Here is a 25709-nt window from a genome sequence, read left to right as displayed (position 1 = left end):
TTATTTAATACTAAAGTCATAGACCTAAATCATTTTTTCTCTAGTAAAAACTAATTTAGTATTGCTACTTAATTCTTTATTATAGCAATAACCTTCTTCTTTAAAATTCTTTAAATCTTCTATATTATCTATATTATTTTTAACAATATAAGTTACCATAAGCCCCCTAGCCCTCTTAGTATATGTTCCTATAATCTTATATTTTCCCTCTATGTTTTCTTTAAATTCAACATCATAGACATTAATAGTATCTAGCTTACTTTTATCTATGGATTTAGAGTACTCTAGAGAGGCCAAATTCAAAATTGTCTTATCTTCTTTAAGATTTAAATCATGAACTATATTTTGAGTAATCTTTTTTGTCCAAAATTTATATAAATTCTCTTCAGGTATACCTCTTAACTTTGTAGCCATTTCTAGCCGATATTCTTTTATATTATCTAAAGGTCTTAAAACCCCAAATAAACCTGATAAAATCCTAATGTGCTTTTGTGCAAACTCTATGTTTGATCTGTCATATTCAAAAGGATTTATAGCTCTATATACTTCCCCACTAAATCCAAAAATAGCCTGTCTAGTATTTACTTGTTGGTCATAAAAGCATTGAAATCTATTATAATTTACCTTTGATAACTTATTACTAATTTTCATTATCTTAGCTATTTCTTGTAAATTGTAATTTTTAATTATATCTACTAATTCTCTTACTTCATTCATAAATACAGGTTCGGTACTTTCATCTATAAATATTTCTTTTTCAAAATCTAAAGATTTAGCTGATGATATTATTGTTATCATATGTTTTCTCCTAACTTTAAATATCCTAATTAAAATTCATTACTCTGGCAGTCTCTTTAATACATCTATTCCTTAATTACAATCCCTAAAATTCTCGAAAGCGATAGTGCTTGCATTGGAGTAACTACTATTCCATATAAATCTCTTACATCTCCAATAAGTCCTTCTATATCACTATTTCTAAAATCAATTCCTTTCACCATAGCCTTAGATATATCAATTTGCCTCATACTTACATTTTCAAAGTTTACTTTATTAAATTTACTATTTTCAAATATTACATTATTAAATGACGAATCTATAAAATTTACATTTTTAAGAGTAGAGAAAGATATGTTACTATAGTCACCGCTACACTGATTTAATGTGACATTTTGAATATTTGTATCTGTCAAATCTATACCTATAAGCTTACAGTTTTTCATTTCTACCCTATGCAGAATTCCATTATTTAAATTAGAATTTGATAAATCACAGTTTTCAAACTTTACATCTATAAATTCAATATGAGGAAATTTTACATTTCTAAAATCTACATTTTTAAATATAACTTCCGAAAATTCAACATGTGATGCACACTCATTACTTATGTCACAATTAAGCATCATTACATTATTAAAATAATCTTCATCATCTATATTCTTCTCTAAAGAATATACCTCTTCATTTATTGCTGTAATTTTAGGTAATAATACATTTTTTACTTTTCTTTCTTCCATATTTCTTCTAGCTATGTACTATATATACTTAACATAGCTAATCTTCACCCTCCTTCACTGTTTTCATTTAATCTAATTATTATCTATCATATTTAAATATTCCCCAGGTAATCTCAAAAACCTTCATAAACAGAGTTCTTAGCTTCTATGATGCTTAGAAATCGTTATCCAGGGACATAGCAGGTCTTTTACTTCCACTTTGAAAAAGGTGGGAGTATTAGAGCTGGTAGTCATCGGATAAACAGAGTTCTTAGCTTCTTTATAAGTCAAAGATATTTTAAAACAGATAATAATATATTCACATACCTACATAATCATTAATACAATAATCATATAAGCTACAACGGAGGTGTCTAATGTCTACATTCAGAATTATTGTATTTGATGGTGGAGGAATTCGTGGTGCCCTATCCACACGTATATTAAAACGCATTTATAATAAATATCCTGATATCTTGAAGTATACAAACTTATTTGCTGGTACTTCTACAGGTGCTTTAATAGCCTTAGCTCTAGCTTCTGGAAAGGATGGAAATTATGTTGATAACTTGTACAACTATGAGACTGTAAAAAGTATATTTTATCCTTCTCATCTTAACCTTTTCAGACCTAAATTTAATAATAAAAACTTAAGAGAAGTCATATTATCTGTATTTACAGAAGACCTTACCCTTGGGGATCTTGAAAAATATGTATTCATCCCATCCTTTAATGTAAAAGGTTTTTCATCCGATAACTGGCAATCTGTATTTTTTAATAACCTTTCTCGTGGTTCAACATACACATCTAAGGTTGTAGATGTGGCTTTAGCTAGCTCTGCCGCTCCTACTTATTTCCCTTCATACAAGAACTTTATAGATGGAGGTGTAATTGTAAATAATCCTACAGCCGCCTCTATGATTTCCGTAATGAAGCTCCTTAAGCCTAAACATTCACTATCTGATTTTCGTATATTATCTATTGGTACCGGCTCAACACTTAACCAAATAAAATCAGATACATCTTCTTGGGGTACTCTCCAGTGGATGCTCAGACCAAAATGTAATGTTAAAACACCTTTGGTTTCAATTCTACTAAATGATACACCTCTAGAAGACTTATATTGCAAAGAGCTTATCGGTCCAAACTACTTTAGAATAAATCCTATACTAAAATATAAAATTCCTCTTGATGACTATTCAAAAGTTCCATTACTTAAAGATGCTGTGGACAATCTAGATCTTTCCGATACCTTTAAATTTATAGAAAATAATTTTTTACATTAGTACAGAATTAATTTAATATAAAAAGTTATTCTATAATAATTCCTTTTATCATTATAGAATAACTTTTTTATTTTTATGTACATTTTCTAATTAACTAACTTTATATAACTAAGAATAATTTTCATATTTTACAAGTTTATTTTTCCCTTCAGCTTTAGCTATATATAATGCTTCATCTGCAAAATTAATACATTGATCAATGCTCTTCTCTTTACCTGAATACATAAATACACCTAGGCTAGATGTTACTTTTAATTTAGATTTTTCTCTATAATATATATTAGCTCTTTCAATTGATGTTCTTATATTGTCACAGATTGAATAAATCTTTCTTTCACTTATACCTTGTAAAATCACTAAAAATTCTTCCCCACCATATCTCCCTGCAACTCCATGATTTTTAACATTATTTTTAATTATGCCTCCAACCATTTTTAATACACCGTCTCCATAACTATGTCCATACTTATCATTGATTAATTTAAAATCATCAATATCTATCATTATGACAGCTAATTTCTTTCGTTCTCTTTGACAATCCTTAAATATTTTTTCTCCCTTTTCAAATATTTCCATCCTAGACAGTAATCCCGTTAAAAAATCATGAGAAGAAAAATATTTAGTTCTATTATAAAGACAGGAATTCTCTAAAGCTATAGCAACATAGGATGCTAATATCTTTAATTTGTTTAAATCATTTTCTGTATATGCATTTTTCTTATAACTTTGTACATTTAAAAATCCTCTAACCTTATCCTCTAGAATTAAAGGACAATACATTGCTGATTGAGTATTATTATCACTTACTTTTACCTTAAGGGTTGGTACATACTTTTTATATTCTTTATACAGATCATTAATTAAAATAGTGCTTCTATTTCTAACACAGTAAGCTCCTATGCTTGTTTCATCTTCTATATGAACATTCTTTAAATTCAGCTTATTTCCTCTATCTATAAATAGTGCATAATCTAAAATCCCTTCTGATTCCTTAAGGGTAGAAACACCAACCACTTCTGCATCAATAATCATTGATATTTCTTTATGTATATTTTCTAATATATTATCAAAATTAAGATCTGAAGTTATTTTTTGCCCTATAGTTGATATTACTTTAATGTCATCATATAATGACTTGAATATAGCTGCTTCTTGCTTATTCTTTTCATTTTCTAAATCAGCAAGACTTAATTCACTAGTTATACAGTTCAATTCATTATTTATTTCAACATACTTCTCATAATACACTAATGCTTCCTTATATTTATTAATCTCCTTGTTAGATAAATACAGTCGTTTATATATATTTCTACTAATTAGTACGTATTTATTTTTTTCACATATTTCTAATGCCTTTACTAGCTTATTAATAGCTTCATCATATTTATTATTAATTAAATCACTCTGAGCCCAAGACTCTAATATGCTAGCTTGAACTTCATAATAATCCCTCTTTGTGGCATGCTCTAATGCAGCTGAATAATCTTCTTCTGCTTCCTTTTGATTGCCAGCCTTAAAATTAATTTTTCCCCTTATCCTTAAAGCTTCACTTCTTATAATTTCATAATTCAGCTTTTCTCCAATTTCAATAGATTCATTAATAAAATTTATGGCATTTTCTAAATTGCCAAGTTCACATTCAATTTCAGCAATAACTTTATACATATTTATTTTCAAATTATCATTATAACCATAAGGTATGTCTTGCAATGAATCTATAATTTTTTTAGCTTCATTATATTTTTCCAGATTTAGATAATTAACACAAATATTATTTAATATTATTAAAAAAAACTTATCATTTTTTATTTCTTTTGCTATTTTCAAAGCAATCTTTCCCCATTTTGTACTCAATTCACATAATCCTAATTGAAAGTAGGCACTCATAAGACCATTTGATACATATAATTTCCCTTTTTCATCACTTATGCTTTGAAATAATGTATTAGCTTTTAATAGCCACTGTACTCCCTTTTCATATGTACCTGAATAATTAAAATACCACCCTATAGTTCCACTACACCAAGCTATTCCTTTGATATTTTCATTTTCAGTACATATTTTTAAACCTTCATCTAATATACTTTTAGCGTTGTCTAGGTTAATTACTAGCTGTTCGTTAATATAATCTATAAATTGGTCTATGTAATCTGAATCTTCCCTAAGTCTATTTAGTACATCTTCTTTTGAATCTTTATACATAGATTTCATAACCCCCTATTTTTATTATGTTATAAGGTATTAATTATTCCTCTTCTTCTATGGCAAAATCTCTAGTAACATCTCTTACCCATTTCCCACTACTTACTCTTACTATACTAACCAAAGATTTTATTATCTCATCACACCTAATTATAAAAAATACAGCTACTATTGGTAACCCTAATATATCTACTGCTATGAATCCTCCTGGAATAGCTACACACCACATAAATATAATATCATTTAATAATACAAATCTTGCGTCTCCTCCACCTCTTAGAACTCCCATCATCATATTACTTCCTAAAGCTTGGAATATAACAATAATAGAGGTTACACTCATGATTTCCATAGCAATTAATTTTGTGCTTTGTGGAACATTGTAGAAGTTTACTATTACGGGCTTAATAACATATATTATTCCGCTGGCAATAAGCCCTGTAATTACACTAAATACACCTATTGTAAAGGCATATTCCATGGCTTTATTCTTTTTACCTTCACCTATGGTATTACCAATAATAACAGCTGCAGCATTAGATAATCCAAATATAAACACTGTTACAAATTGTTGTGCAACTCCATTTATACTATTAGCTGCTACTGTACTTGTTCCCATTTTTGCTACAATAACTGAAATCATAGAGGAGCCTGTAGACCAAAGCAATTCATTAAATAATACTGGTGTACATGTAGATACATAATCCTTTAATATAACCTTATCCACCTTTAATAGATGCTTAGGTCGTAATTTTATCTTCTTCTCAAAATAAATCATAAATATTATAACTATTATAAATTCTGTGATTCTTGCCATAACGGTAGCAATAGCTGCTCCTCTTATGCCTAATGCTGGGAATCCAAATTTTCCAAAAATAAATATCCAGTTAAAAAAAGCATTTACCAACAATGACACACTATATACTAACATTGAAATTTTTACCGTTTTTACAGAACGAAGCATCATTATTGTACAGTTTGTTAAACCATAGAATATGTATCCTATGCAGACTATTCTAAGATAGCTAGCCCCACCTTGTATAACAGCTATATCATTAGAAAATATACTCATGAACTGTGTTGGTAATAGTGCTGCTATGGCTATAAATATAATTATTATAACAGTACAAACTCTATACATAATTGCAAGTATCTTATGAATAGAATTTACATCTTTCTTCCCCCAATATTGAGATATCATAATATTTGATCCACTAGCTAGTCCAAAAAGTAGAATCATCAAAATAAAAAATAAATTATTTGCTAAAGCTACTGATGATAATTGGACTTCGCCTAAAGATCCTACCATTAAGGTATCTATCATACTTACTGCAAAAGTAATTAAGTTCTGTATAGCTATGGGTACTGATATACTAAAAAGTAATCTGTAAAATTTCTTATCTGTAGTTATTTTCATATAAATATTCTCCGTATTAATCCAATTTAATAAAATAATTATACCATATTTCACATATAAAATAACCATACATATTTCTACAAATGTGCATGGTATGTATGGTTATTTTAGAATAATAAATATATTAATGCAAATTTCTTTATTATGAATATATTAATAAAATTATTTATGCTCTTAGAAAATTTCATCAACTTCCAAAATACATATTTTCATCTATCTTCTTATTCTAGCTTTTCTTTCATTTATTCTCTCTTTAGCCTTTCTACGTTTTTCTTCATTAGCTATTTCTTTTTTTATTTTTTCATAACTTATAAATCTCTCCTTAGATAATTCTCCTCTTTCAATGGCTTGTTGAACAGCACATTTAGGTTCACTTTTATGCTTACAATCTGAAAAGTGACACTTCAATGCAAGATCTTCTATATCCTTAAAGGTGGCTTCTACGTCTCCCTGACTTAGCTGAAGTTCTCTCATTCCTGGAGTGTCTATTATAGCTCCCCCTGTTGGCAACACAAACAACTCTCTATGGGTTGTAGTATGCCTTCCTTTGTCATATTCATCAACTTCCTTAGTAATTTGTACTTCTTTTTCTAATAATTTATTTATTATAGTAGATTTTCCAACCCCTGAAGATCCAATAAAAACTACAGTATCATCGCTTTTTATAATATTCCTTACTACCTCTACACCTTCACCAGTTAAAGAACTTACACTTATCTTATCTATACCTAATGCCACCTGATCTAAGGATAATAATTTATCTTCTAAATCCTCACATAAATCTAATTTAGTTAATAAGATAACAGGTGTAGCACCACTATCCCATGCTATATTAATATATCTTTCTAATCTTCTTAGGTTAAAATTATTATTTAAAGACATTGTTATAAAAATCTTATCTATATTTGCAGCTAAAGCCTGTTCTTCACTTTTTACTCCTGCTACCTTTCTACAAATAAGCGTTTTTCTTTCTTGAATCTGATGTATTATTCCTTCTCCATAACCAAGCTCTTCATAATTAACCCAATCCCCTACAACTGGATAGTCCTTTTTATTAATTAATTCATATTGTAACTTCCCCGATAGGGTAGCTGATATTTCTCCCTTTTCAGTTATTATCTTGTATAAATTTCTATGCTGAGCATACACTCTTCCTATTGAATATTCATTTATATTATTTTCTCTCAACTATATAATCTCTCTTTCTAACTTTATACTTTAATTTATTTTCATTTAATAAGACGTTGAACTTATGCCCTTTAGCTTTTTTATAATAACCTTATTGGTTAAAAAACTTTATTTTTGCATACAAAAAAACCTTGGATTAGGCTACTCCAAGGCATAAGTTCAAATTAAATATAGTTATAAAATTAGGATTATAATATTATTATACTTCTAAGGTTTTAAACTGAATATAATTGTTAATATTAATCCACTGAAACTAACATTTAAATCTTAAATTTGGAGCGGCTGTATATACTTCATCTAATATTAATCTTTCTCTGTTCATCATAATACAACAACTCCTTTCAAATTCGATTTATATATTTATAATATCAATACATATATTAAGCATACATCAAATATACATATTTGTAAATAATTAAATGACAAATTTCTATAAATATTTTTCATTTTTAGGATTTTATATAATTTAAAATGCTTATATGTCCATCTTTATTATCTATTTATATAAATCCACGGCTAAACTTCTAAGTATTTCTTCATTAATAATTTCATATCCGTAATTGTCTTTTTTTAATACTTCCCTATTTATTAAATTATTTATAGTCCTTAATAGATGTCTATAGCTAGTTCCTAGCAACTCAGCAATTTCTGTTAATGTTTCATTAAATACAACTCTATTTCCTTCTTCCCTTGTTGCCATTATATAGCTAGCTAATCTGTTTTCCAGTGGATATAGTAAATTAATTGATCCATTCCTAGAAACTGTGTCCATTTTATTGCCTAATGAACTACAAATAAATCTTAGAAATTTAGCATCATTAAGTAGTTTTTCTCTTACCTTTTTAAAAGATAAGCCAATACAATAGGCCTCTTCTATAACTTCCATATTTGTAGTTGCCATTGTAAAATTAACTAGCTCTAAATCCCCTAGTACCATAAGTGGATAATAAAAACATATTAAAAGCGATTTACCATTTTTTAAACTAATATATACTTTAGCCTTCCCTTCTACAAAAAAGAATAAATAATCTATAGGCTCATCTTCTTTACATAAAAATTCATTTCTCTTAAAGTGAAATAATTCCATATATTCTCTCATATCACTGGTAAAGATATCATTAATATTGTATTTATTTATATATGTGTTCATAAGTTCTGAGTTATTTATTTTCTTCATATTTATCTCCTAAATCATATAAATTACTTATTAAAATTATTTCTCATCTTAAATACTTTCTTAATACAACTATGACATATGTCATAATACTTCTCAACTGCTTTATGATAAATTCAATATGTAACTAAAAGGGGGATTGTCATGAATATTTTTATTTCTATATTTATAGGTGCATTAATTTCAGTAATGCTTGTGTTTAATGGAACCTTATCAGGGACTATTGGTAATTATTCTTCCAGTGTACTCATTCACATAGTAGGTTTAATTACTATTATTACTGTATTATTTGCTACTAAGTCAAAATTAAAAATTCAAAAAGGTATTCCTATTTTATGGTACAGTGCTGGAGCCGTTGGAGTATTTACAGTGCTTTTTAGTAATATAAGTTTTATGGCTCTTGGTGCTTCTTTAAGCATTTCTCTAGGATTACTTGGTCAAGCAATTTCTTCTATTATCATTGATAACTATGGATTACTTGGAATGAAAAAGATTAAATTTAACGGTAAGAAGTTCATAGGTTTATCAATTATGATTATAGGTATCGTAATTATGACTATTTTTAAATAATGATAGGAGGTGAACTTTAATAAGATTATTTATTCTATAACCTTATTAAAGATAAATAATGATATATATTATAATTTCTATTTTAGCTGGTGTAACTATTGTTATAGGTAGAACTATAAATTCTAAATTAGCAGAGAAAATCGGTATATTTCAAGGAACCTTTTTTAACTATGTAGTTGGACTGTTTTTCTCAGTAGTATTTCTTTTATTCAGCAAAGAAACCTTTCCTTCAACCTTTAGTAGCTTTAGCACAATACCCTTCTTAGCATATTTAGGAGGACTCCTAGGAGTTATAACCATAGTTATTTCAAATTACATGACTCCGAGAATATCTTCTTTTTATCTAACTCTCTTTATATTTATTGGGCAATTATTTATGGGTATAGTAATTGACTATATCACCTTAGGTAAAGCATCTACAGGAAAAATTATTGGAGGTATTTTAGTTCTTATAGGGTTGGCCTATAATCTTATAGTAGATAAAAATGACACTACTTGTGATGAAAGTGAAATTCTCAAAGCATAGTCAAATGAATACATTCAAATTATTCATCAATAATAATAAGTCCAAGTATAAGTAATTAAAATAAAGATTACTTACGCCTGGACTTGAATTATTTTATAGATATCCTTTTATTTTAAATGCTCAATCCGATATCCGATTTCTTTATTGGCTAATCGATATCCTTCTTCTATTAATTCTTTCTCTGTAGGTGCAGTTCCAAGGATAGTATCTATAGTAACTTGATCTCTATCACTAAAATATTTATCTAATAGATTTCTTTCCATATCTTCCTGAGAAGCTAGAGAATAATCGTCTAATATATGTCCTACAGTGAATCCATGATCTCTTAAAGCTCTTCCCACTAAGATGCTTCTATGACATCTTATAGGATCTTGCATCGCACCTAATAATGCTATTCTATATCCTTTTTCACAGCCATCCTTTAGCCTTTGAATACCTTTTATAAAATCCTCTTCATATACTACCTTCTCGAAATCTGAATACCCTTCATCATAATAGGATATCCTATTTTCTCTCTTAGCAGCTAACTCTTTAGCCATATAGATATAAATAAAGCCTTCCTTCTTCAAAGTTTCCCTTATTGTTTCCTTGTCAAATTGAATATTATACTTTGAATAAGGAGTTCCTCTAATATCTACTACACAGTCAATGTTATAATGTCTTAGCATATGAATTAACTTCTCTACAGTATAATTAGAATGTCCTATTGTAAATATTTTCATAATCTTTTCTTCCTTTATTAGTATAATCTATATTATTCATCACTCCTCTCTTTTCATACCCTTGATAATACTTATTATACTATAATTATGTAACCTCACAAATTTATGAGCATAATATGATTTTATAGAGTTATTGGAAGTGATGTTATGACAGGTGTTATTCTATACACTTTAGCTTTAGTGCTACTTCTTATTTCTTTAATCAAAGATAAGAAGAAAACTATTAAGGCTCTAAAAATTTCCCTTAAATCCTTTGAAAACATAATGCCTCAATTTTTAGGTATCATTATCACTGTAGGAATTCTCCTTGCTATAGTAGATGCAGCTACCATATCAAAATTAATGGGTTCTAATTCTGGGTTTTTAGGAGTTATTATTTCTTCTATTACTGGTTCCATAACTATGATGCCAACTTTTGTAGCCTTTTCATTAGGTAATACACTACTTGAAAGTGGAGCGGGTTATCCACAAGTGGGAGCTTTAATTTCTACTCTAACCATGGTTGGTATCATGACATATAGCTTAGAGTCAAAATATATAGGTAAAAAAGCTGCCTTTCTTAGAAATTTTATAGCCTTTGTCTTTTCCTTTGTAGTAGCTTTCTTTATTGGAAAGGTGGTGACTTTATTTTGATTAGACTACTTAACTTTCTAAAAAGGTATTCCTTTTTCCTTTTAAGTTTATTAATACTTATCTTAGTATTCGTCTTTAATTGGGACTTAGGAACTAAAAGCTTTATTAATGCTCAATCTAGCTTTATTCAGATGTTATCTGTACTTCCACCTATTATGATTCTTCTTGGCCTTATTGATGTGTGGGTTCCAAAAGAAGTATTAATGAAATATATGGGGAAGAACTCCGGATTTACTGGTGTTTTAATTGCTATTCTTATTGGCTCTATAGCTGCTGGCCCCATGTATGCTGCATTTCCTTTTACTGCAGTGCTTTTAAAAAAAGGAGTTAAATTTAGTAATATTATTATTTTTATGAATGCTTGGTGTGTTACTAAAATTTCTACATTACTCTTCGAAATTTCCGCTATAGGTTATGCCTTTACCCTATCTAGATTAGTAATTGATATACCTGGAGTCATCATAATGGGTTATTTAGTTGAAGGGCTTATGAAAAAAGAAGATATAGATAATCTATATTTACGTTATGATACTTAAGAAGTATAAAAATTAAGGAGTTACTAAGTCAACTAAGGTTTTAATTTCATTATACTGAAATTAAACTTAGTTCTAACATTTTAGTAACTCCTTTAATTCTGATTTAATTTTTATACACAATACAATCAAATAAGCAATATAGACATAATTATATTACTTATTATAAATACTATAAGTCCTCCCACAGCTATCCAAGACTTTGGATGAGCAAAGTTTACTGTCCAACCTACACCCAATCTTTTCTCTACCATCCAAGCTGGATCATTTTTATTATAATAAATGCTTCCTAGTATCCATTTATCATCATCATCTTTATATAACTCATCTTTTTCACCTTTTGTTTCGATATTTCTTCCACCTTGACCAATTTTGATAAAAATAATGATAAATATAATCATAGTTATCATGAAAATTACCATAAATACATAGTTAATTATCATAGGATCAAAGTTAAATAATATAGATGCTTGAATTAACGAAAACATAATAAGCATTTGTAGTATCATTACCATCATTAATATTGACCCTATTTTTTTAAACTTCCTCTTTCGAATAATGGCCTTCTCAATACTTCCACTATTTAAATCCACCTTAGAATTAATAATCACTTTGTTTATTCCATATAATAATGCTGTTAAAAAAATTTGAACAATTGGAAATTGATATATTATAAAATGACCTCTTAAAGTCTCCTTTTTAAACACCCCAAAGCTAGTATAAGGAATCTCCATCACCTTAGGTAATGCATCATATCTATACATAGTTACTAAAATACTTACTAAAGGAAAGATAAATAATAATAAAAACCATTTTGAGTCTATAGGTTTTATCTTTTCATCCTTTTTAGGCTTTCTTAGAGTAGTCTCTACCACTACTACATTTCTTTTAGTATAAGTCCAGTCTCTATGCTTTTTTAAGGTTTTAACCTTTTTATAATATGGAATATATACTATAAAGCTTATTATTAAACTACCTATAATAAGTATTGCCATTATAAATCCTAAAGTATTTTCACTATAGTTATCAAGATTAAAGAATAAAATATTTACTCCTAAAAGCATAATAAAAAATATGATTGAAATAATTATTCTATAAGATTTTTCTATATCTTTTAGCTCCTTTTCTTCTTGATATTCCTTAGGAAATCTCACTCCAAAGAAAATGCCACTATTAGATGTTTTGTTCACAAAAAAACTAGTTAAAAATATAAATAATAACATAAAATTCATAAATACTAAGAATAACCATTTATCCATATTAGCTATCCTCCTTCTTAAATCCACTAAAAATAGCGTCAATATAGCTCTTTATATCTTCTTTACTTATGCCTCTATTAAAGCATTCAGCCATATAATACTCTAGTTCATAATTTAAACTTTCTCTAAACTCCTCATTAGAGCTTTTTAAGCTAAGAGATACAAAAGCTCCTTTTCTTCTATCTATTTTAATATAACCTTCATCCTTTAAAAGTGAATATGCTTTATTAACTGTATGCATATTCACTCCAATATCATCAGCTAACCCTCTAACGGATGGAAGTTCTTCGCCTTCTTCTAGTTCCCCTCTTGCTATACCTTCAACTACCTGATTCTTTATCTGGACATATATAGGTATATCTGAGTCAAAGTCTATTTTTAAAATCAAAATCTCATCTCCTATTTAACTCCTTAGTTTATTAAACAACTTTTCTCCCTTAGTTTTCAATATTGTACATACTAATAATATCAAAAGTACTAGTAGTAATGCTATAACCCCTAGATATAAATTTATATTTGTAATCGCAAATACCTTGTTAATTCCAATAGTTATAAAAATCACTACAACTACAAGCACTGCTCCCATAAGAATACTTATCATAGAACTTAAACTTTGCTTTACAACCTGTACTTCTGAAGTCCAGTCTAACTTAGGGAAAAACAAGTTAATCAAAAGGCCCCCAACTGATACTAAAATAGCTAATAGTGTAGGAATTAATATAGTCCACATAAAATTTATTAGGGTTAACTTAAAGGCTATGGCAAACATAATTGAATCCACTACTATAGTTGGTATTAGTAAAAGAATATTAACTCCTATCTTACCAATGAATATATCTTTAACTTCTAGTGGAGATGATTTTAAAATCCACAAATTTCTTCCTTCAATTGATATAGATGAACCTGTAGTGCAAGTTAATCCTATACCAAAGGATAATATTATAAGTGGTGCAAATTGCATTACCTGTTTTAATAGTGGTGCTAGTACCTGAAGGTCTGAATCACTAGATTGTGCCATCTGATCTATGAGAAAATCTCCTCCCATAACTAGAGATGATACAGCTGCTACCGTTACTAAAACTATACCTATTATTGTATTTGTAACATATACAGAAGATGAAAAATATCTCTTAAATTCTTTCTTTATTAAGGCTCCCCTTAAAGTATTTGTTTTTAAGGATGTTAATTTATAATTAGATCTTTTAAAAGTTTCTCCTAACCTTAAATTTATTGACTTAAAGCTTCTAGCAAAGATTATTAAAAATATTATGAAAGGAATTATAGACCATAAAATAAATTTTGTCATAGATAATAAGCTTAAATTAGCTAAAGCATCCGTAAAGTAATAAGAAGGTGGATAAATAGTTTTTATCCCTTGGATTATAGATGTACTGTTCTCTATAACTATATTTATAATCTTATCCATTTTAAATGAACCTATCATTACTACAACTACAACTATCAAGGTTCCTATATTTAAAATTAAAGTTTTACGTTTCATTCTTGAAGATACATAGCTAAGAGCAAAGGCTATAATAGCTGCCATAACTATAGGTATAAGCGGAATAAAAATTATTCCTATGAATAAATAAATAAAAAATATAATACTTGTACCTGATTTCATAAAATAAACTATAGCTGGTGGAATTGTTACTAGTGCTACAAATAAATAATTCAATAATAATAATTCAATCATCTTACTAGCTAAGATTATACCTGGTTTTATAGGTAAACTCATTAAGGTTTCAAAATCCCTTGATGAAAAAAGAACACCCTGAGCCTTGTATACAGATGTAAACAATGAAAACATAGTACTAAGAAGCATTGCACTCATCAAAATAAGACTTAAATATCCATACTGACCCAATTGCTCTACTATAGCCAAGGAATACATTACAATTAACATACCTATAGAAAATATGCCTAGTAGTATTGCTAAAAATATGGATATGTTTTTTACTTTTTCACTCTTTGATTCTTCCTTTAGGAATTTATTTATTCCCCAAGTATTCCTAATGTTATTTTTTAATAGAACTTTTAAATTACTCATTGTCAATCAACTCCATAAATATTTCTTCTAGACTACCATCACCTTTAACTTTATTGGTGTCTCCTGAAGCTACTATCTTTCCACCTTTAATGATAGCTATCTTATCACATAATTTTTCAGCAACTTCCAGTACGTGGGTAGAGAAAAATATAGCTCCCCCTTCATTACATAATTCTCTCATGAATCCTTTTAAAATATGTGCTGCTTTAGGATCAAGTCCAACAAAAGGTTCATCTAGAATTAGTAATTTAGGCTTATGAATAAGTGCTGATATAAGGGCTAACTTTTGCTTCATCCCATGAGAATAGGATGAAATTAGATCTCCTAGAGATTTTGTAAGTTCAAAGGCTTCACTATACTTTTTTATAAGTGTCTCCCTTTCTTCCTTTGATACCTTAAAAATATCTCCTATGAAATTCAAATATTGTATACCTGTTAATGAATCATATAAATCCGGGTTATCCGGAATATATGCTATATCCTTCTTACACTCTATTGGACTAGTCTTTATAGAATTACCATTTATTAAAATTTCTCCTTCTTCAAAATCTAAAATTCCTACTGCAGCTTTAATGGTAGTAGTTTTTCCAGCACCATTATGACCAATAAATCCAAATATATCTCCTGGTTTCACTTCAAGAGATATACTATCTACAGCTTTTTTACTACCACTATAAGACTTTGAAAAATTATTTATCTTTAACATTTTACATACCACCTTATTTGTTATATCTGTTATATATAATATATAACAGATGTAACAAATATTCAAGTGCCTAATAGATCTTTTCATAACTTACTTTTAATAGTTTTTCTAAATAAAAAAGGACTTTCACAAAATATTGCTAATCTTTATAAAGTGCTTCGCATTTATATAAGATTTAGTTCATTTTGTGAAAATCCCTTTTAATTAAGGCATCTAAAAATAAATAATAAGTCAAAGATGCGCAGTATATTTTGAGTTAGACAAGGAAATAAGTTCCGCATATAGTAGCACTATCTAAGCATTCTGTTGACGCAGTATAAACAGATTTCTTTGCTTCAGAGGGGGTTTTTACTCCCACTGAAGCTTATTAACTGAACTCCTAGTATCAGTATTTTCGATACTTAGAATTCGTTGTCCTTTAGGGGAAATCGTTAGCTAGGGGCGTCTCTCACTTTGAAGTAGATGTGAGTATTAGATCGGGTAGTCATCAGATAATATAAAATAGACGATCATTCTGACTTATTTATTTTTTGAAGATGCCTAACCTATTCTATATAAATAGTGCTTCCCTTTGGAACATTATCATATATCCATTTTGCATTTTCCTTTGCAAGCCTTATACATCCATCAGAAATCCTCATTCCTAATCTTCCATCTCTCACTGTTCCATTTAAATTATATATTATAGAATGAAAAAGGTAATTTCCCTTGATTTGTGTATAATAATAGCATTTATAACCATGCTCTACTCCAAAGTATGGTCCTTTTATACCGACCTTAAAGGTACCTTTTATAGTTGGTGTAGATGATTTTCCTATTGAACATATATAAGACTTTACTAAAGACCACTGATTACCCTTCTTTTTAAATACATTAGTCCTAAATTTATTAAGCTCTACATATATTAAATATTCAGTATCACTTTTCAATTCTTTTGAATTTACTAGTTGTGTAGCTGTTGTATTATAGTCACTCCTATATACCCCCTGTATTCTCATTCTTATAGAGTTTACTTTACATTTAACTAAACTTAATGTACCTTTTACATATTTCATAATTACTCCACCATAATACTATATAATCATATATTATGTACTCAATTATAAAATGCCAATGCGAATTAACATTAATTCTAATTTCTATTTTATACTATTTACCTTTTATCTTATTTATAGCATAATCTAAAGCTCCCTCTAAGTTGTTATTATTCTTTCCACCACCTTGAGCTTGATGACTACTTCCTCCACCTTTACCATCAATTAAAGTGATTGCATCTTTTAATAGTTCATTCATAGATATTCCTTTAAAATCCTTTGATGCTGCAAAGATAAGGTTTGCTCTTTCTCCATTTTTAATTGCCATTAATGCTATAGTATTGTTATTTTCAATAATCTTTGAAGTTACCTTATTTACATATTTAATATCTTTATTATCATAAACTTTTTTAACTATAGTTATATTTTCTACTTTCTCCCCTTTTTCAACCATGTCCTTTACTTCATAAGCAGCCACTTCTTCACTTAGCTTTTTATTTTTATCTAGAGCAGCTTTAAGATTTTCGTTCATATTTTTTATGCCATTTATAGCCTCATCTTCACTGGCATTTAAATATCTACATACCCTTGTAGTAAATTTATCTTTTCTAAAGGAATCTTCTATTGCTCTTTTCCCTGCTACATATTCTATTCTCGTTGCTCCTTTATGTTTTTCCCATCTTCTTACCTTAATCATTCTTAGTTCTAAGGTTGACTTTGGATGTACTCCACAACATGCATTAATATCTAAATCTGAAATCTTAACAACTCTTATTTCTTCATTAGTATTAGGTAATGCTCTTCTTAATCCCATCTTCTTTAACTCTTTTTTATCTGGCACTAAAAATTCTACTTGAAGATCATCTCCTATAATTAGATTTGCAGCCTTTTCAGCTTCTCTTATCTTTTCTTCTTCTAATATTCCCTCTATATCTACAGTACATATTTCTCTTCCCATATGAAAACCCACTGTATTTGCATTAAATATTTTATAAAAACACCCTGATAAAACGTGCTGTCCGAGGTGTTGATCCATGCCATCCCTTCTTCTTTCCCAATCTATAGAGCACTTTAATTTATGAAGCTTTATAGGCTTTTTATTAAGAACATGATATATAATTCCTTCTTCTTCGTAAACATCTATTACTGGTTCATTTTCTATAAATCCTAGATCACAAAATTGACCTCCACCTCCTGGGAAAAAAGCTGTTTTATCTAAAACCACATGAAACTTCCCATCTTTCTCTTCTACCTTCTCTAATTCAGCTACAAATTCTTTAATATATTGATCTTTATAATAAAGCTTCTCCATTGTATCTCTCTCCTTTAACCAATGTATAACTAAAGTTCTAACTTTAGCCTTAATTTAAATATTACTTTGTCTTTAAATCTCTATATCCTGTAGATAAGTTAACTACATTCCTGAGTTCCTCTCCCTTTATAAAGCGTTCTAAATTATTAACAGCAATTTTAACTATACGATGGTGGGTTTCCTTTAGATTATAATTTCCAGAAACATGAGGTGTAATTATTGCATTTTTTATTCCCCAAATCCTATGATCCTTTGGCAATGGCTCAGGGTCTGTCACATCTAAAGCTGCTCCTAAAAGTTTCCCACTTTCTAAAGCATCACAAAGTGCTTCAGTATCTATAGCTGTACCTCTACCTACATTTATAAGTACAGAATCCTTTTTCATCTTAGAAATTTTATCTTTAGAGAATAATTTATAGGTTTCCTTAGTTTCTGGTAAACTTAATGCTACCACATCTGCTTTAGGCAATAACTCATCAACCTTATCCATAAGATATAATTCATCTAAATATTCAGGTTTATTAGTATCACTTCTTCTTACTCCTATAGTATATCCACCTAGAGCTTTTATTCTCTTGGCAAAGTCTCCTCCAATATCACCAAGTCCAATAACTAAAGCAGTACATTCACAAATAGATTTAACTTCACCCTCATTCTTCCAAAGACTATTATTTTGATTATCCCTATAAAGGTATAACTTTTTATATATAGAAAGTAGTACACCTATCATATGTTCTGATATAGCGAGTCCATAGGCTCCAGTTGAATTAGTTAGTTTTACTCCCCTTGGAAGCACCCCTTCTTTTACAAATAAATCAGCTCCTGCACTATCAAGTTGTAACCACTTTAAGTTTTTACATCCTTTAACCATATCTAATGGAGGATTACCTATAATTATGTGAGCATCTTGAAGAGTCTCCCTATTTATCTCTTTAGCTGAAGTAAATATAAAATTAGATCTAGGTGCCACTGACATTAAATCAATTTTATGGCTATCGTCCATAGGCATTAACACAACTACATTAATTTCTTTTTCCATAATTAATCACTCCTAATATATTAAATTTCTAATAATATTTATTTAAGACAATGAATATGTTCCTTAACTTCATACCAAGGAACTGCATAACCTACACCCTTAGCACAAAAAATTGAAGATGATGTGTATTCAGGATCTACGTCCTTGTTATAGCTTTTAGCTTCTATAACCTCTTCTGGATTATGACATATATCATACCCATGAAATACTAGACTTAAGCTGCCCTTACCCTTTGTGAATGCTTGAAAGTCCAAAGCATAATTCATAAAGGTAGCTACAGGACCTCTTCCTTCAATTATAACTCTTTCTCCATAACTTTTAGGCTCATTAATGCTACCACTCATTTTTTGAATATCACTGATAACTCTACCCATTAAGTTTATCTCTACATCTATTTTAAATTTGTAATAGGGTTCTAGTAATAGATTTTTAGCACTTTCTAATCCTTGTCTAAGGGCTCTTTTAGTTGCTTCTCTAAAATCTCCACCTTCAGTATGCTTTAAATGTGCTCTTCCATTCATAAGGGTTATTTCTATATCTGTAATTGTACTTCCTGTAAGTATTCCCTTGTGATCTCTTTCAAATATGTGAGTTCTTATAAGATTTTGATTTCCTGTAGTTAAAAAATCACTGTGACATTTATTTTTAAAAGTAATCCCTGATCCTCTAGGCCCTTCTTTTAACTTTAAATAAACCTCTGCATAGTGACGAAGAGGCTCAAAATGTCCAAAGCCGTCCACTTCCCCTTCCATGGTTTCCTTATATAATATTTCTGGGGTTCCAAAATCCACTAATAAGTTAAATCTATCTTTTAATATTTCCTTTAAGACTTCTAGTTGTATTTTTCCCATTATACTAATATGAAGCTCTTGTAACTCCTCGCTCCACACTACATTCAGACTATTTTCTTCACTTTCTAAAATTTTAAAGCATCCTAACACTTCTCTAGGGTTTATACTTTTATCAAACTCTACCTTTGCTCTTAAGGTTGGAATCATAAAAAACTCATTTAAATCTAAAACTCCTATGCCCATACCAGCTCTTAAAGAGCTTATGCCTATAATTCCAAAAATTTCACCTGAAACAATTTTATCTTTACTCTCAAATTTATTTCCATTATAACTTCTAATTTCATTTATTTTTTCTCTTATCTCTTCTCCATTTGTACTATATATAATTTCATCCTTTACCTTTAACTCACCCTGTAATGCTTTTATAAAGGTAATTCTATTACCTTTTTCATCATATTTAATCTTGAATACTCTACCTTTGAAGCATTTATTATCTTTTATCTCTTCATAGTTAGTATAACTAAGACTATTAAAGTTCTCTAAAAACTCTTTTACACCTTCATCTAATAAAGCTGACCCTTTTAAAACTATAAATATTTTTTCTGACTTAATAAGCTCCTTTAATTTATCTACCCATAAGTAGTTGTCATAGCCTTTACCTAGATAGGTTTCCAGTAATTCCTCATTTCTTTCAGCTATAAATTCTATATTTTCATTACTTAAATTATATAAATCTTCTTCAACTAAACAAACTTCACTACTTAAGTTATTTCTTATCTCATGGATAACCTTTTGTAAGTCAGCACCTTCTCTATCTGTTTTATTTATAAATATAAAAGTAGGTATATTATTTTTTCTTAGTAGCTGCCATACTGTCTCTGTGTGACCTTGCACTCCCTCTACTGCACTTATTAAAAGGATAGCATAATCTAGAACCCCCATAGCTCTCTCCATCTCTGGCGAAAAATCTATATGTCCTGGAGTATCTATTAAATAATATTCTGAATCTTCATAATTAAAAATTCCAATATCAGAAAAAACTGTAATACCCCTTTCTCTTTCTATATTATGACTATCTAGAAAAGCTTCTTTGTGGTCAACTCTTCCTCTAGTTTTTATACTCTTTGTATGATAAAGTAATTGCTCAGAAAATGTAGTTTTACCTGCATCAACATGAGCAAAAATTCCTATGGTTTTTTTCACTATAAACTTCCCCTTTATTGTACAATATCATTAGATTTATTTTACCACAATATTCTTTTATGTTTCAGTTATAAATGCAACTTCCCCTAAAACTTTATTTATATAAATAACTTTTTACTAGTAGATATATTATAACAATCTAATATTGTTATAATAATTAAAATCCCTATTACAAAAAACCACTCAATTTGAATTTCTTCATATTAAGTGGCTTAATTTATTTATTCAACTTTGTATCCATATAAAAAAACATTCATTGTAACAAGTTTACTCTCACAGGTTGTTTCAAAACTTTTTTCAGCTAAACGTTCAAACCCTTGACTATCATAAAAACCATAATTACAGGTTGAGTCTGTGTATAAATAAATATGTTTTGTGTTGTGATTTCGTAAATAATCACAAAGATTTGAAAGTAGTTTCTTACCTACACCCAATCCTCTACAGTCTTCTGTAACGGCAAATAGTGTCAATACTCCATCAAACTCCGCCTCTCTACCAGCAAGAAGCTTATGATAAATGTGATGCATATTTCTATAATCACTTATATTACTTTTATATTGTATAGCTTTTAATGTCGTTATTGAATTATACAATACTACTCCTAAAATATTTTTTAAATGAGTCAATATTTTATAATCATTTTTAGACTTTCCTAAAATCACACCAACAATATTTCCGTCTTTTTCTGCAACACAGCTAAAGGTTTTCTCTGCTAAACAGCTTTGTAAGTATAATTTTAAAAGATTTTTTAATACCTTTTCATTATCAATATACCTATAAAGTCCAAAACTCTCATTTATTATAGATTTAACGGTTTCATAATCATCTTTTTTGATTTCTCTATATATTATCTCATTCATTGCTAATTTCCTCTTTTTTATTAAATTCTCCTGCCCACTCAAAAGCCTTTTTAGATGCTATAACTGCGATAACCTCGTTAATAACCGCTGCCGCCGCAATTGTTCCTTGGATGACCTTAGCGTATTCTGGTGCTGGTCCTGATAGAACAGAAACAGCTATACCTGTAAATACGAGAGATACACCTGAATGAGGAAGCAATGTGAGTCCTAAATATTTTTTTACGGTTTCTGGTGAATCTGTTATAACAGCTCCGAATAATGCTCCACCATATTTACCTACAGCTCTTGAGATGATATAAATTGCAGTAAATAGTCCGGCACCTAAAATCAGATGATAGTCAAGCGGTGTTCCCAGATTTAAGATAACTACAATCATAGAAATACCAAGAATAGGATTAAATGAGTTCATAATCCGCTCTAGACGTTCTTCTGAAATCATATTAGAAAACGTTGCTGAGAAAGCCATACCAATAAGCATAAAGTTAAGTACAGGCTTTGGTAAAACTAAATCATTAAATATAAAACCAACACCTGCTGATATTAGTATGGTTGCACTCAGTAGCAATACAGTTACTTTTGTTGAACGTTCTCTTTTCAGTACAACTCCTGCAAGCAATCCTACAACAATCCCAATAATAATTGGTAATAAAACTACAAGTAATATCATATAAGCCGGTAGTTTTTGCTCAGATAGATTGGCAGATATAATAGAAATAGTTGAAAAAAATACAATTACTCCTACCATATCGTCAAGGGCTGCCATAGGAATTAATGTTTTAGTTACAGGTCCGTCTGTTTTAAACTCACGCACAATAGAAAGTGCTGGTGCTGGTGCAGTTGCAAGAGCAATACCTCCAAATATAAATGCAATATAAATAGGAAATCCTACAAAATAAAATACAACCCCAAATACCAAGCTCACAACAAAAAATGTTCCTAATGATTGGGTTAATGTTGTTATGATAATTTGCTTGCCCGATTTTTTAATTTTCTTCCAAACAAGCTCCGTGCCTATTAAAAGTCCCACTACACATTCTAAAATATGCATAATTGGTTCATACCAATGAACATTTAAAACTGCATCATTTACAACTCCAAATGCATGTGGTCCAAGTATCATACCTGTAAGTAACCATCCTAGAATAGCAGGCAACTTTATCTTTGAAACAAGCTTACCTACAATAAAAGCAATTGCAATTGCCACTAAAATCCTTAAAATTAATAATATCATTATTTCTACTCCTCCTTTGAAATACCATAAAGCATAATATTTAGTATTTTTGACAGTTTCAGTTCGTGCATTTCTATTAGTGAATTAAAGTCCAGATTTTCATAAGCTTTACTTTGAAAATAACCATTGAACATTTCTTGAAAAACAAAGAAGTATTCCATTGCTTCTTCTTCTGTAATATTATCTCGTAGTGTTACATTACTTAAGGCCATGCGATAGTGACTTATATTAAGTGTGTCAAAATTAGCTCTTAAGTCTTTGATTTGTTCTTTCAAATGTACAGGTGGTTGTAAAATTGCATGAAAGAATATATGACTGTAATAATTATTCTCTTTAAAAAAACGATACCTTAAATCAAAATAATTTTGCATGTACTTCTGAAAATCCAATTGGTCAAATTCTTCTTTACTAAGATAATCTACAAGCTCATCAAAGCAAACCTTAACACATTTTAAAAATAACTCATCTTTATTTTTAAAATAGTGATAGATAAGTCCCTTTGAAATTTTGTTATCGTTGCATATATTATTCAGCGAAGCATTTTCATATGTCTTTGTTCCAAACTCCGCTATGGCAGCATTTAATATTTTATCTTTACTTATCTGACTTTTCTCTTTTTGATTCATAATACCCTCCAAATATAAATATTGACCACACGGTCTATTATATATTATCAAAAACAAACCACGTGGTCAATAATATAAATTATTAAATTTTTTAAAGACCTTCAATTAAATTTTAAGTTTAAATTTACTGATAATTATTAATAGACATTTATTCTTATCTATTTTTAACCTTAACTGCTCCATCTTCCATAAAAATGTTTTAAATTACATAAATAAACTTATATAATTGAATGGCATCTTTACCATTAACCCTAACTATCTTAGGTGGCCTAGAATACTCTATACTTATTTTTTGAGTTTCCTCTTCTAATAATAACCCTCTAACCTTCATAGCATTGATTAAACTACTCTTTCTGTTATTAGGAAATATTATATAAGCAACACTTTTTCTATCTTGCTTTAACAATTCAACAATATCATTTGCTAAAACATCCAATTTGATATCGAATGGTGGATCACATATAACTCTATCAAATTTTTTTAAATATTTATTCTGTAAAAATTTTGTTAAACCAATATTCAAATCAAATTTTACAAATTTTAGACCACCATTTTCTCTAAATCTGTTATCTCGTTCAAAAAGGACTATGTTTTTATTTATCTTATATGCATACTGTGCTACGGATGGAGTAACTAGACATGCTGTATATCCTTCACACAATTCCGCTAGATTTGCTGTAGTTTCAACGGAAAAGAAATATTGCATATACTCTAAATTCTGATTTAATTTAACATAGGCTTCAGAATTACTATAGGAGAGCTCCACATATGGAAATATTAAATTATTCCTATGAGCATACAGTCTATCAATGTTGTTATCATGCATTAAAGATAGTATATTCCTCTTATGCAATTCCAGATTAAAATTTATATCTCTTTTAATGAACCTTAACCAAATAAATCCATTAGGATGTCTATTACTATCAACGTATAGACTATAGCTATCATATTCTAATTGTAAACCAAGGTCATGAATTAAACTCCATAACTTTAATATCCATCCTGGTTTCGTAAGTACTACTAATCTTCCATCTTTTTTTAACAACTTACTGGACTTTGCTAATAACCTTTCAAACATCTCATATTCTATTCCAGTTTCAAGACTAAACCTGTTTATCTGTACTTCTTCTGAGATATTAATTAAATTAGCAAAACCCAAAATTGCTACGTCAAAAGATTCCTTCTCATATTCTACAAGTCCTATATCAAAATTAGAGCTAATAATTTCTGTATATTTATAACCTGATAAAAGTTCATTGATATTTTTAAATACTCCATTATCAATACCACAACTTATATCTGAAATCTGTGTCACTAACTTTTGTGGTGCATAGATATATGATATTAGTAATGTGGTAATCTCTAAATGTGAGCCTATTGTAATTACATTATCAGTATCATTAATACAAGCAAAATTAATAAATGATAAGGCTTTATTTAACCCAAATATATTTGAAATTAACATATTTCTGATTTCATGTTCATAAACTAACTCCATTGCACAAATTACATCTTCTTCATGTGCAAACTTCAATGTTTTATCCATTGATATAGCCTCCTTAAAATAAGTTTTGAGGCCTAACCATTGATTTATTAAATATAAAACAAAAGGCTACAAAAAAGCACTGCTTTCTTGTAGCCTAAAAATCTGTAATCAATTTTATACTTAAATAAGTTTATCTAATAAGAACTATATATTTAATGCAATAAAAATAAATATATACAATCTCCAATTACTATAGCTCCTGTCCTAATAAACTTAACGTCTATATAAAACATAAATACAATTTTAGTTCTATAAGAGGTATGTCTTTTAATTGCCAATTTAAAAGAAGTACACAAAAAAACCTA

At 28.8% G+C, this 25709-nt stretch carries 24 protein-coding genes; 5 read left to right on the top strand and 19 right to left on the bottom strand.

The window, feature by feature from the left end; genetic code table 11:
- Positions 1–24 precede the first annotated feature (24 nt).
- Positions 25–798 carry a peroxide stress protein YaaA gene (gene yaaA, locus B2P65_RS01530; RefSeq protein ID WP_346847358.1) on the bottom strand — a complete coding sequence of 258 codons (774 nt, stop codon included), beginning with the start codon at positions 796–798 and terminating at the stop codon, positions 25–27.
- Positions 799–863: 65 nt separating this feature from the next.
- A complete protein-coding gene (locus B2P65_RS01525; RefSeq protein ID WP_346847357.1) occupies positions 864–1517 on the bottom strand; it encodes a pentapeptide repeat-containing protein in 654 nt (217 codons plus the stop codon).
- 356 nt (positions 1518–1873) lie between these two features.
- Here B2P65_RS01525 and B2P65_RS01520 point away from each other — a divergent pair, with 356 nt between their 5' ends.
- Positions 1874–2782, top strand: coding sequence for a patatin-like phospholipase family protein (locus B2P65_RS01520; protein WP_346879488.1), 909 nt, complete (start codon positions 1874–1876; stop codon positions 2780–2782).
- 108 nt (positions 2783–2890) lie between these two features.
- On the opposite strand, the gene B2P65_RS01515 is transcribed toward B2P65_RS01520, so the two are convergent.
- The 4 genes from B2P65_RS01515 to yeiL form a co-directional block, all read right to left on the bottom strand.
- Positions 2891–4984, bottom strand: a complete 2094-nt coding sequence (locus B2P65_RS01515; RefSeq protein WP_346879487.1) for a GGDEF domain-containing protein — start codon at positions 4982–4984, stop codon at positions 2891–2893.
- Positions 4985–5027: 43 nt separating this feature from the next.
- Positions 5028–6401: an MATE family efflux transporter gene (locus B2P65_RS01510; protein ID WP_346847354.1), complete on the bottom strand. Its 1374-nt coding sequence runs from the start codon at positions 6399–6401 to the stop codon at positions 5028–5030.
- A gap of 213 nt (positions 6402–6614) precedes the next feature.
- Positions 6615–7589, bottom strand: coding sequence for a ribosome small subunit-dependent GTPase A (gene rsgA / locus B2P65_RS01505; RefSeq protein WP_346879486.1), 975 nt, complete (start codon positions 7587–7589; stop codon positions 6615–6617).
- A 496-nt stretch (positions 7590–8085) separates the two neighbouring features.
- Entirely contained in the window at positions 8086–8766 is a 681-nt protein-coding gene (yeiL, locus tag B2P65_RS01500) for a transcriptional regulator YeiL (protein ID WP_346847352.1), read from the bottom strand.
- A gap of 141 nt (positions 8767–8907) precedes the next feature.
- On the opposite strand from yeiL, the gene B2P65_RS01495 reads away from it, so the two are divergent.
- Together B2P65_RS01495 and B2P65_RS01490 are read left to right on the top strand one after the other, a co-directional pair.
- Positions 8908–9333 (top strand): DMT family transporter, encoded by a 426-nt coding sequence (locus tag B2P65_RS01495; RefSeq protein ID WP_346847351.1) that lies wholly within the window; start codon positions 8908–8910, stop codon positions 9331–9333.
- Positions 9334–9391: 58 nt separating this feature from the next.
- Positions 9392–9859: a DMT family transporter gene (locus B2P65_RS01490; RefSeq protein ID WP_346847350.1), complete on the top strand. Its 468-nt coding sequence runs from the start codon at positions 9392–9394 to the stop codon at positions 9857–9859.
- A gap of 107 nt (positions 9860–9966) precedes the next feature.
- Here the strand turns inward: B2P65_RS01490 and B2P65_RS01485 are convergent, their stop codons facing one another.
- Complete coding sequence (locus B2P65_RS01485; RefSeq protein WP_346879485.1) at positions 9967–10581, bottom strand: DUF488 domain-containing protein; 615 nt, start codon at positions 10579–10581, stop codon at positions 9967–9969.
- A gap of 147 nt (positions 10582–10728) precedes the next feature.
- Here B2P65_RS01485 and B2P65_RS01480 point away from each other — a divergent pair, with 147 nt between their 5' ends.
- Together B2P65_RS01480 and B2P65_RS01475 are read left to right on the top strand one after the other, a co-directional pair.
- Entirely contained in the window at positions 10729–11214 is a 486-nt protein-coding gene (locus B2P65_RS01480; protein ID WP_346847348.1) for a permease, read from the top strand.
- A gap of 53 nt (positions 11215–11267) precedes the next feature.
- Positions 11268–11750 (top strand): permease, encoded by a 483-nt coding sequence (locus B2P65_RS01475; RefSeq protein ID WP_414632302.1) that lies wholly within the window; start codon positions 11268–11270, stop codon positions 11748–11750.
- A gap of 125 nt (positions 11751–11875) precedes the next feature.
- Here B2P65_RS01475 and B2P65_RS01470 read toward each other — a convergent pair whose 3' ends face one another.
- From B2P65_RS01470 to B2P65_RS01415, 12 genes are all read right to left on the bottom strand, one after another.
- Positions 11876–13006, bottom strand: a complete 1131-nt coding sequence (locus tag B2P65_RS01470; RefSeq protein WP_346847346.1) for a DUF5808 domain-containing protein — start codon at positions 13004–13006, stop codon at positions 11876–11878.
- 1 nt (position 13007) lies between these two features.
- Entirely contained in the window at positions 13008–13394 is a 387-nt protein-coding gene (locus tag B2P65_RS01465; protein ID WP_346847345.1) for a GntR family transcriptional regulator, read from the bottom strand.
- 15 nt (positions 13395–13409) lie between these two features.
- Positions 13410–15056: an ABC transporter permease gene (locus tag B2P65_RS01460; RefSeq protein WP_346847344.1), complete on the bottom strand. Its 1647-nt coding sequence runs from the start codon at positions 15054–15056 to the stop codon at positions 13410–13412.
- Positions 15049–15762, bottom strand: coding sequence for an ABC transporter ATP-binding protein (locus tag B2P65_RS01455; RefSeq protein WP_346847343.1), 714 nt, complete (start codon positions 15760–15762; stop codon positions 15049–15051). Before B2P65_RS01455 ends, B2P65_RS01460 begins: the two co-directional genes overlap by 8 nt.
- Before the next feature lie 545 nt (positions 15763–16307).
- The gene (locus tag B2P65_RS01450; protein WP_346847432.1) at positions 16308–16760 is read right to left on the bottom strand and encodes a L,D-transpeptidase; all 453 of its coding nucleotides are present in this window, start codon (positions 16758–16760) and stop codon (positions 16308–16310) included.
- Between the two features lie 151 nt (positions 16761–16911).
- On the bottom strand, positions 16912–18108 hold the full coding sequence (locus B2P65_RS01445) for an alanyl-tRNA editing protein (protein ID WP_346879484.1): 1197 nt from the start codon (positions 18106–18108) through the stop codon (positions 16912–16914).
- A gap of 61 nt (positions 18109–18169) precedes the next feature.
- Positions 18170–19147, bottom strand: a complete 978-nt coding sequence (locus B2P65_RS01440) for a D-2-hydroxyacid dehydrogenase (RefSeq protein WP_346879483.1) — start codon at positions 19145–19147, stop codon at positions 18170–18172.
- A 38-nt stretch (positions 19148–19185) separates the two neighbouring features.
- The gene (locus tag B2P65_RS01435) at positions 19186–21141 is read right to left on the bottom strand and encodes a translation factor GTPase family protein (RefSeq protein WP_346847340.1); all 1956 of its coding nucleotides are present in this window, start codon (positions 21139–21141) and stop codon (positions 19186–19188) included.
- Positions 21142–21362: 221 nt separating this feature from the next.
- The gene (locus B2P65_RS01430) at positions 21363–22001 is read right to left on the bottom strand and encodes a GNAT family N-acetyltransferase (RefSeq protein WP_346877256.1); all 639 of its coding nucleotides are present in this window, start codon (positions 21999–22001) and stop codon (positions 21363–21365) included.
- A complete protein-coding gene (locus tag B2P65_RS01425; protein ID WP_346879482.1) occupies positions 21994–23232 on the bottom strand; it encodes a cation:proton antiporter in 1239 nt (412 codons plus the stop codon). Before B2P65_RS01425 ends, B2P65_RS01430 begins: the two co-directional genes overlap by 8 nt.
- 5 nt (positions 23233–23237) lie before the next feature.
- Positions 23238–23858, bottom strand: coding sequence for a TetR/AcrR family transcriptional regulator (locus tag B2P65_RS01420; RefSeq protein WP_346847337.1), 621 nt, complete (start codon positions 23856–23858; stop codon positions 23238–23240).
- A 199-nt stretch (positions 23859–24057) separates the two neighbouring features.
- On the bottom strand, positions 24058–25404 hold the full coding sequence (locus B2P65_RS01415; RefSeq protein WP_346847336.1) for a hypothetical protein: 1347 nt from the start codon (positions 25402–25404) through the stop codon (positions 24058–24060).
- Positions 25405–25709 lie beyond the last annotated feature (305 nt).

The organism is Clostridium sp. UBA3061 (assembly GCF_002367465.1).
In the GTDB taxonomy this organism is placed as follows: Bacteria; Bacillota; Clostridia; order Clostridiales; family Clostridiaceae; genus Clostridium_J; species Clostridium_J sulfidigenes.
The sequence above is the reverse complement of the archived record's forward strand: the minus strand, read 5'-3'. Positions and strand labels throughout refer to the sequence as shown.

Bases quoted from the DNA above. Each gene is read 5' to 3' on its own strand.
- yaaA (WP_346847358.1), bottom strand. From the start codon at position 798: ATGATAACAATAATATCATCAGCTAAATCTTTAGATTTTGAAAAAGAA.
- B2P65_RS01525 (WP_346847357.1), bottom strand. From the start codon at position 1,517: ATGGAAGAAAGAAAAGTAAAAAATGTATTATTACCTAAAATTACAGCA.
- B2P65_RS01520 (WP_346879488.1), top strand. From the start codon at position 1,874: ATGTCTACATTCAGAATTATTGTATTTGATGGTGGAGGAATTCGTGGT.
- B2P65_RS01515 (WP_346879487.1), bottom strand. From the start codon at position 4,984: ATGTATAAAGATTCAAAAGAAGATGTACTAAATAGACTTAGGGAAGAT.
- B2P65_RS01510 (WP_346847354.1), bottom strand. From the start codon at position 6,401: ATGAAAATAACTACAGATAAGAAATTTTACAGATTACTTTTTAGTATA.
- yeiL (WP_346847352.1), bottom strand. From the start codon at position 8,766: ATGAAGAAAATAAATAACTCAGAACTTATGAACACATATATAAATAAA.
- B2P65_RS01495 (WP_346847351.1), top strand. From the start codon at position 8,908: ATGAATATTTTTATTTCTATATTTATAGGTGCATTAATTTCAGTAATG.
- B2P65_RS01490 (WP_346847350.1), top strand. From the start codon at position 9,392: ATGATATATATTATAATTTCTATTTTAGCTGGTGTAACTATTGTTATA.
- B2P65_RS01485 (WP_346879485.1), bottom strand. From the start codon at position 10,581: ATGAAAATATTTACAATAGGACATTCTAATTATACTGTAGAGAAGTTA.
- B2P65_RS01480 (WP_346847348.1), top strand. From the start codon at position 10,729: ATGACAGGTGTTATTCTATACACTTTAGCTTTAGTGCTACTTCTTATT.
- B2P65_RS01470 (WP_346847346.1), bottom strand. From the start codon at position 13,006: ATGGATAAATGGTTATTCTTAGTATTTATGAATTTTATGTTATTATTT.
- B2P65_RS01460 (WP_346847344.1), bottom strand. From the start codon at position 15,056: ATGAGTAATTTAAAAGTTCTATTAAAAAATAACATTAGGAATACTTGG.
- B2P65_RS01455 (WP_346847343.1), bottom strand. From the start codon at position 15,762: ATGTTAAAGATAAATAATTTTTCAAAGTCTTATAGTGGTAGTAAAAAA.
- B2P65_RS01450 (WP_346847432.1), bottom strand. From the start codon at position 16,760: ATGAGAATACAGGGGGTATATAGGAGTGACTATAATACAACAGCTACA.
- B2P65_RS01445 (WP_346879484.1), bottom strand. From the start codon at position 18,108: ATGGAGAAGCTTTATTATAAAGATCAATATATTAAAGAATTTGTAGCT.
- B2P65_RS01440 (WP_346879483.1), bottom strand. From the start codon at position 19,147: ATGGAAAAAGAAATTAATGTAGTTGTGTTAATGCCTATGGACGATAGC.
- B2P65_RS01430 (WP_346877256.1), bottom strand. From the start codon at position 22,001: ATGAATGAGATAATATATAGAGAAATCAAAAAAGATGATTATGAAACC.
- B2P65_RS01425 (WP_346879482.1), bottom strand. From the start codon at position 23,232: ATGATATTATTAATTTTAAGGATTTTAGTGGCAATTGCAATTGCTTTT.
- B2P65_RS01420 (WP_346847337.1), bottom strand. From the start codon at position 23,858: ATGAATCAAAAAGAGAAAAGTCAGATAAGTAAAGATAAAATATTAAAT.
- B2P65_RS01415 (WP_346847336.1), bottom strand. From the start codon at position 25,404: ATGGATAAAACATTGAAGTTTGCACATGAAGAAGATGTAATTTGTGCA.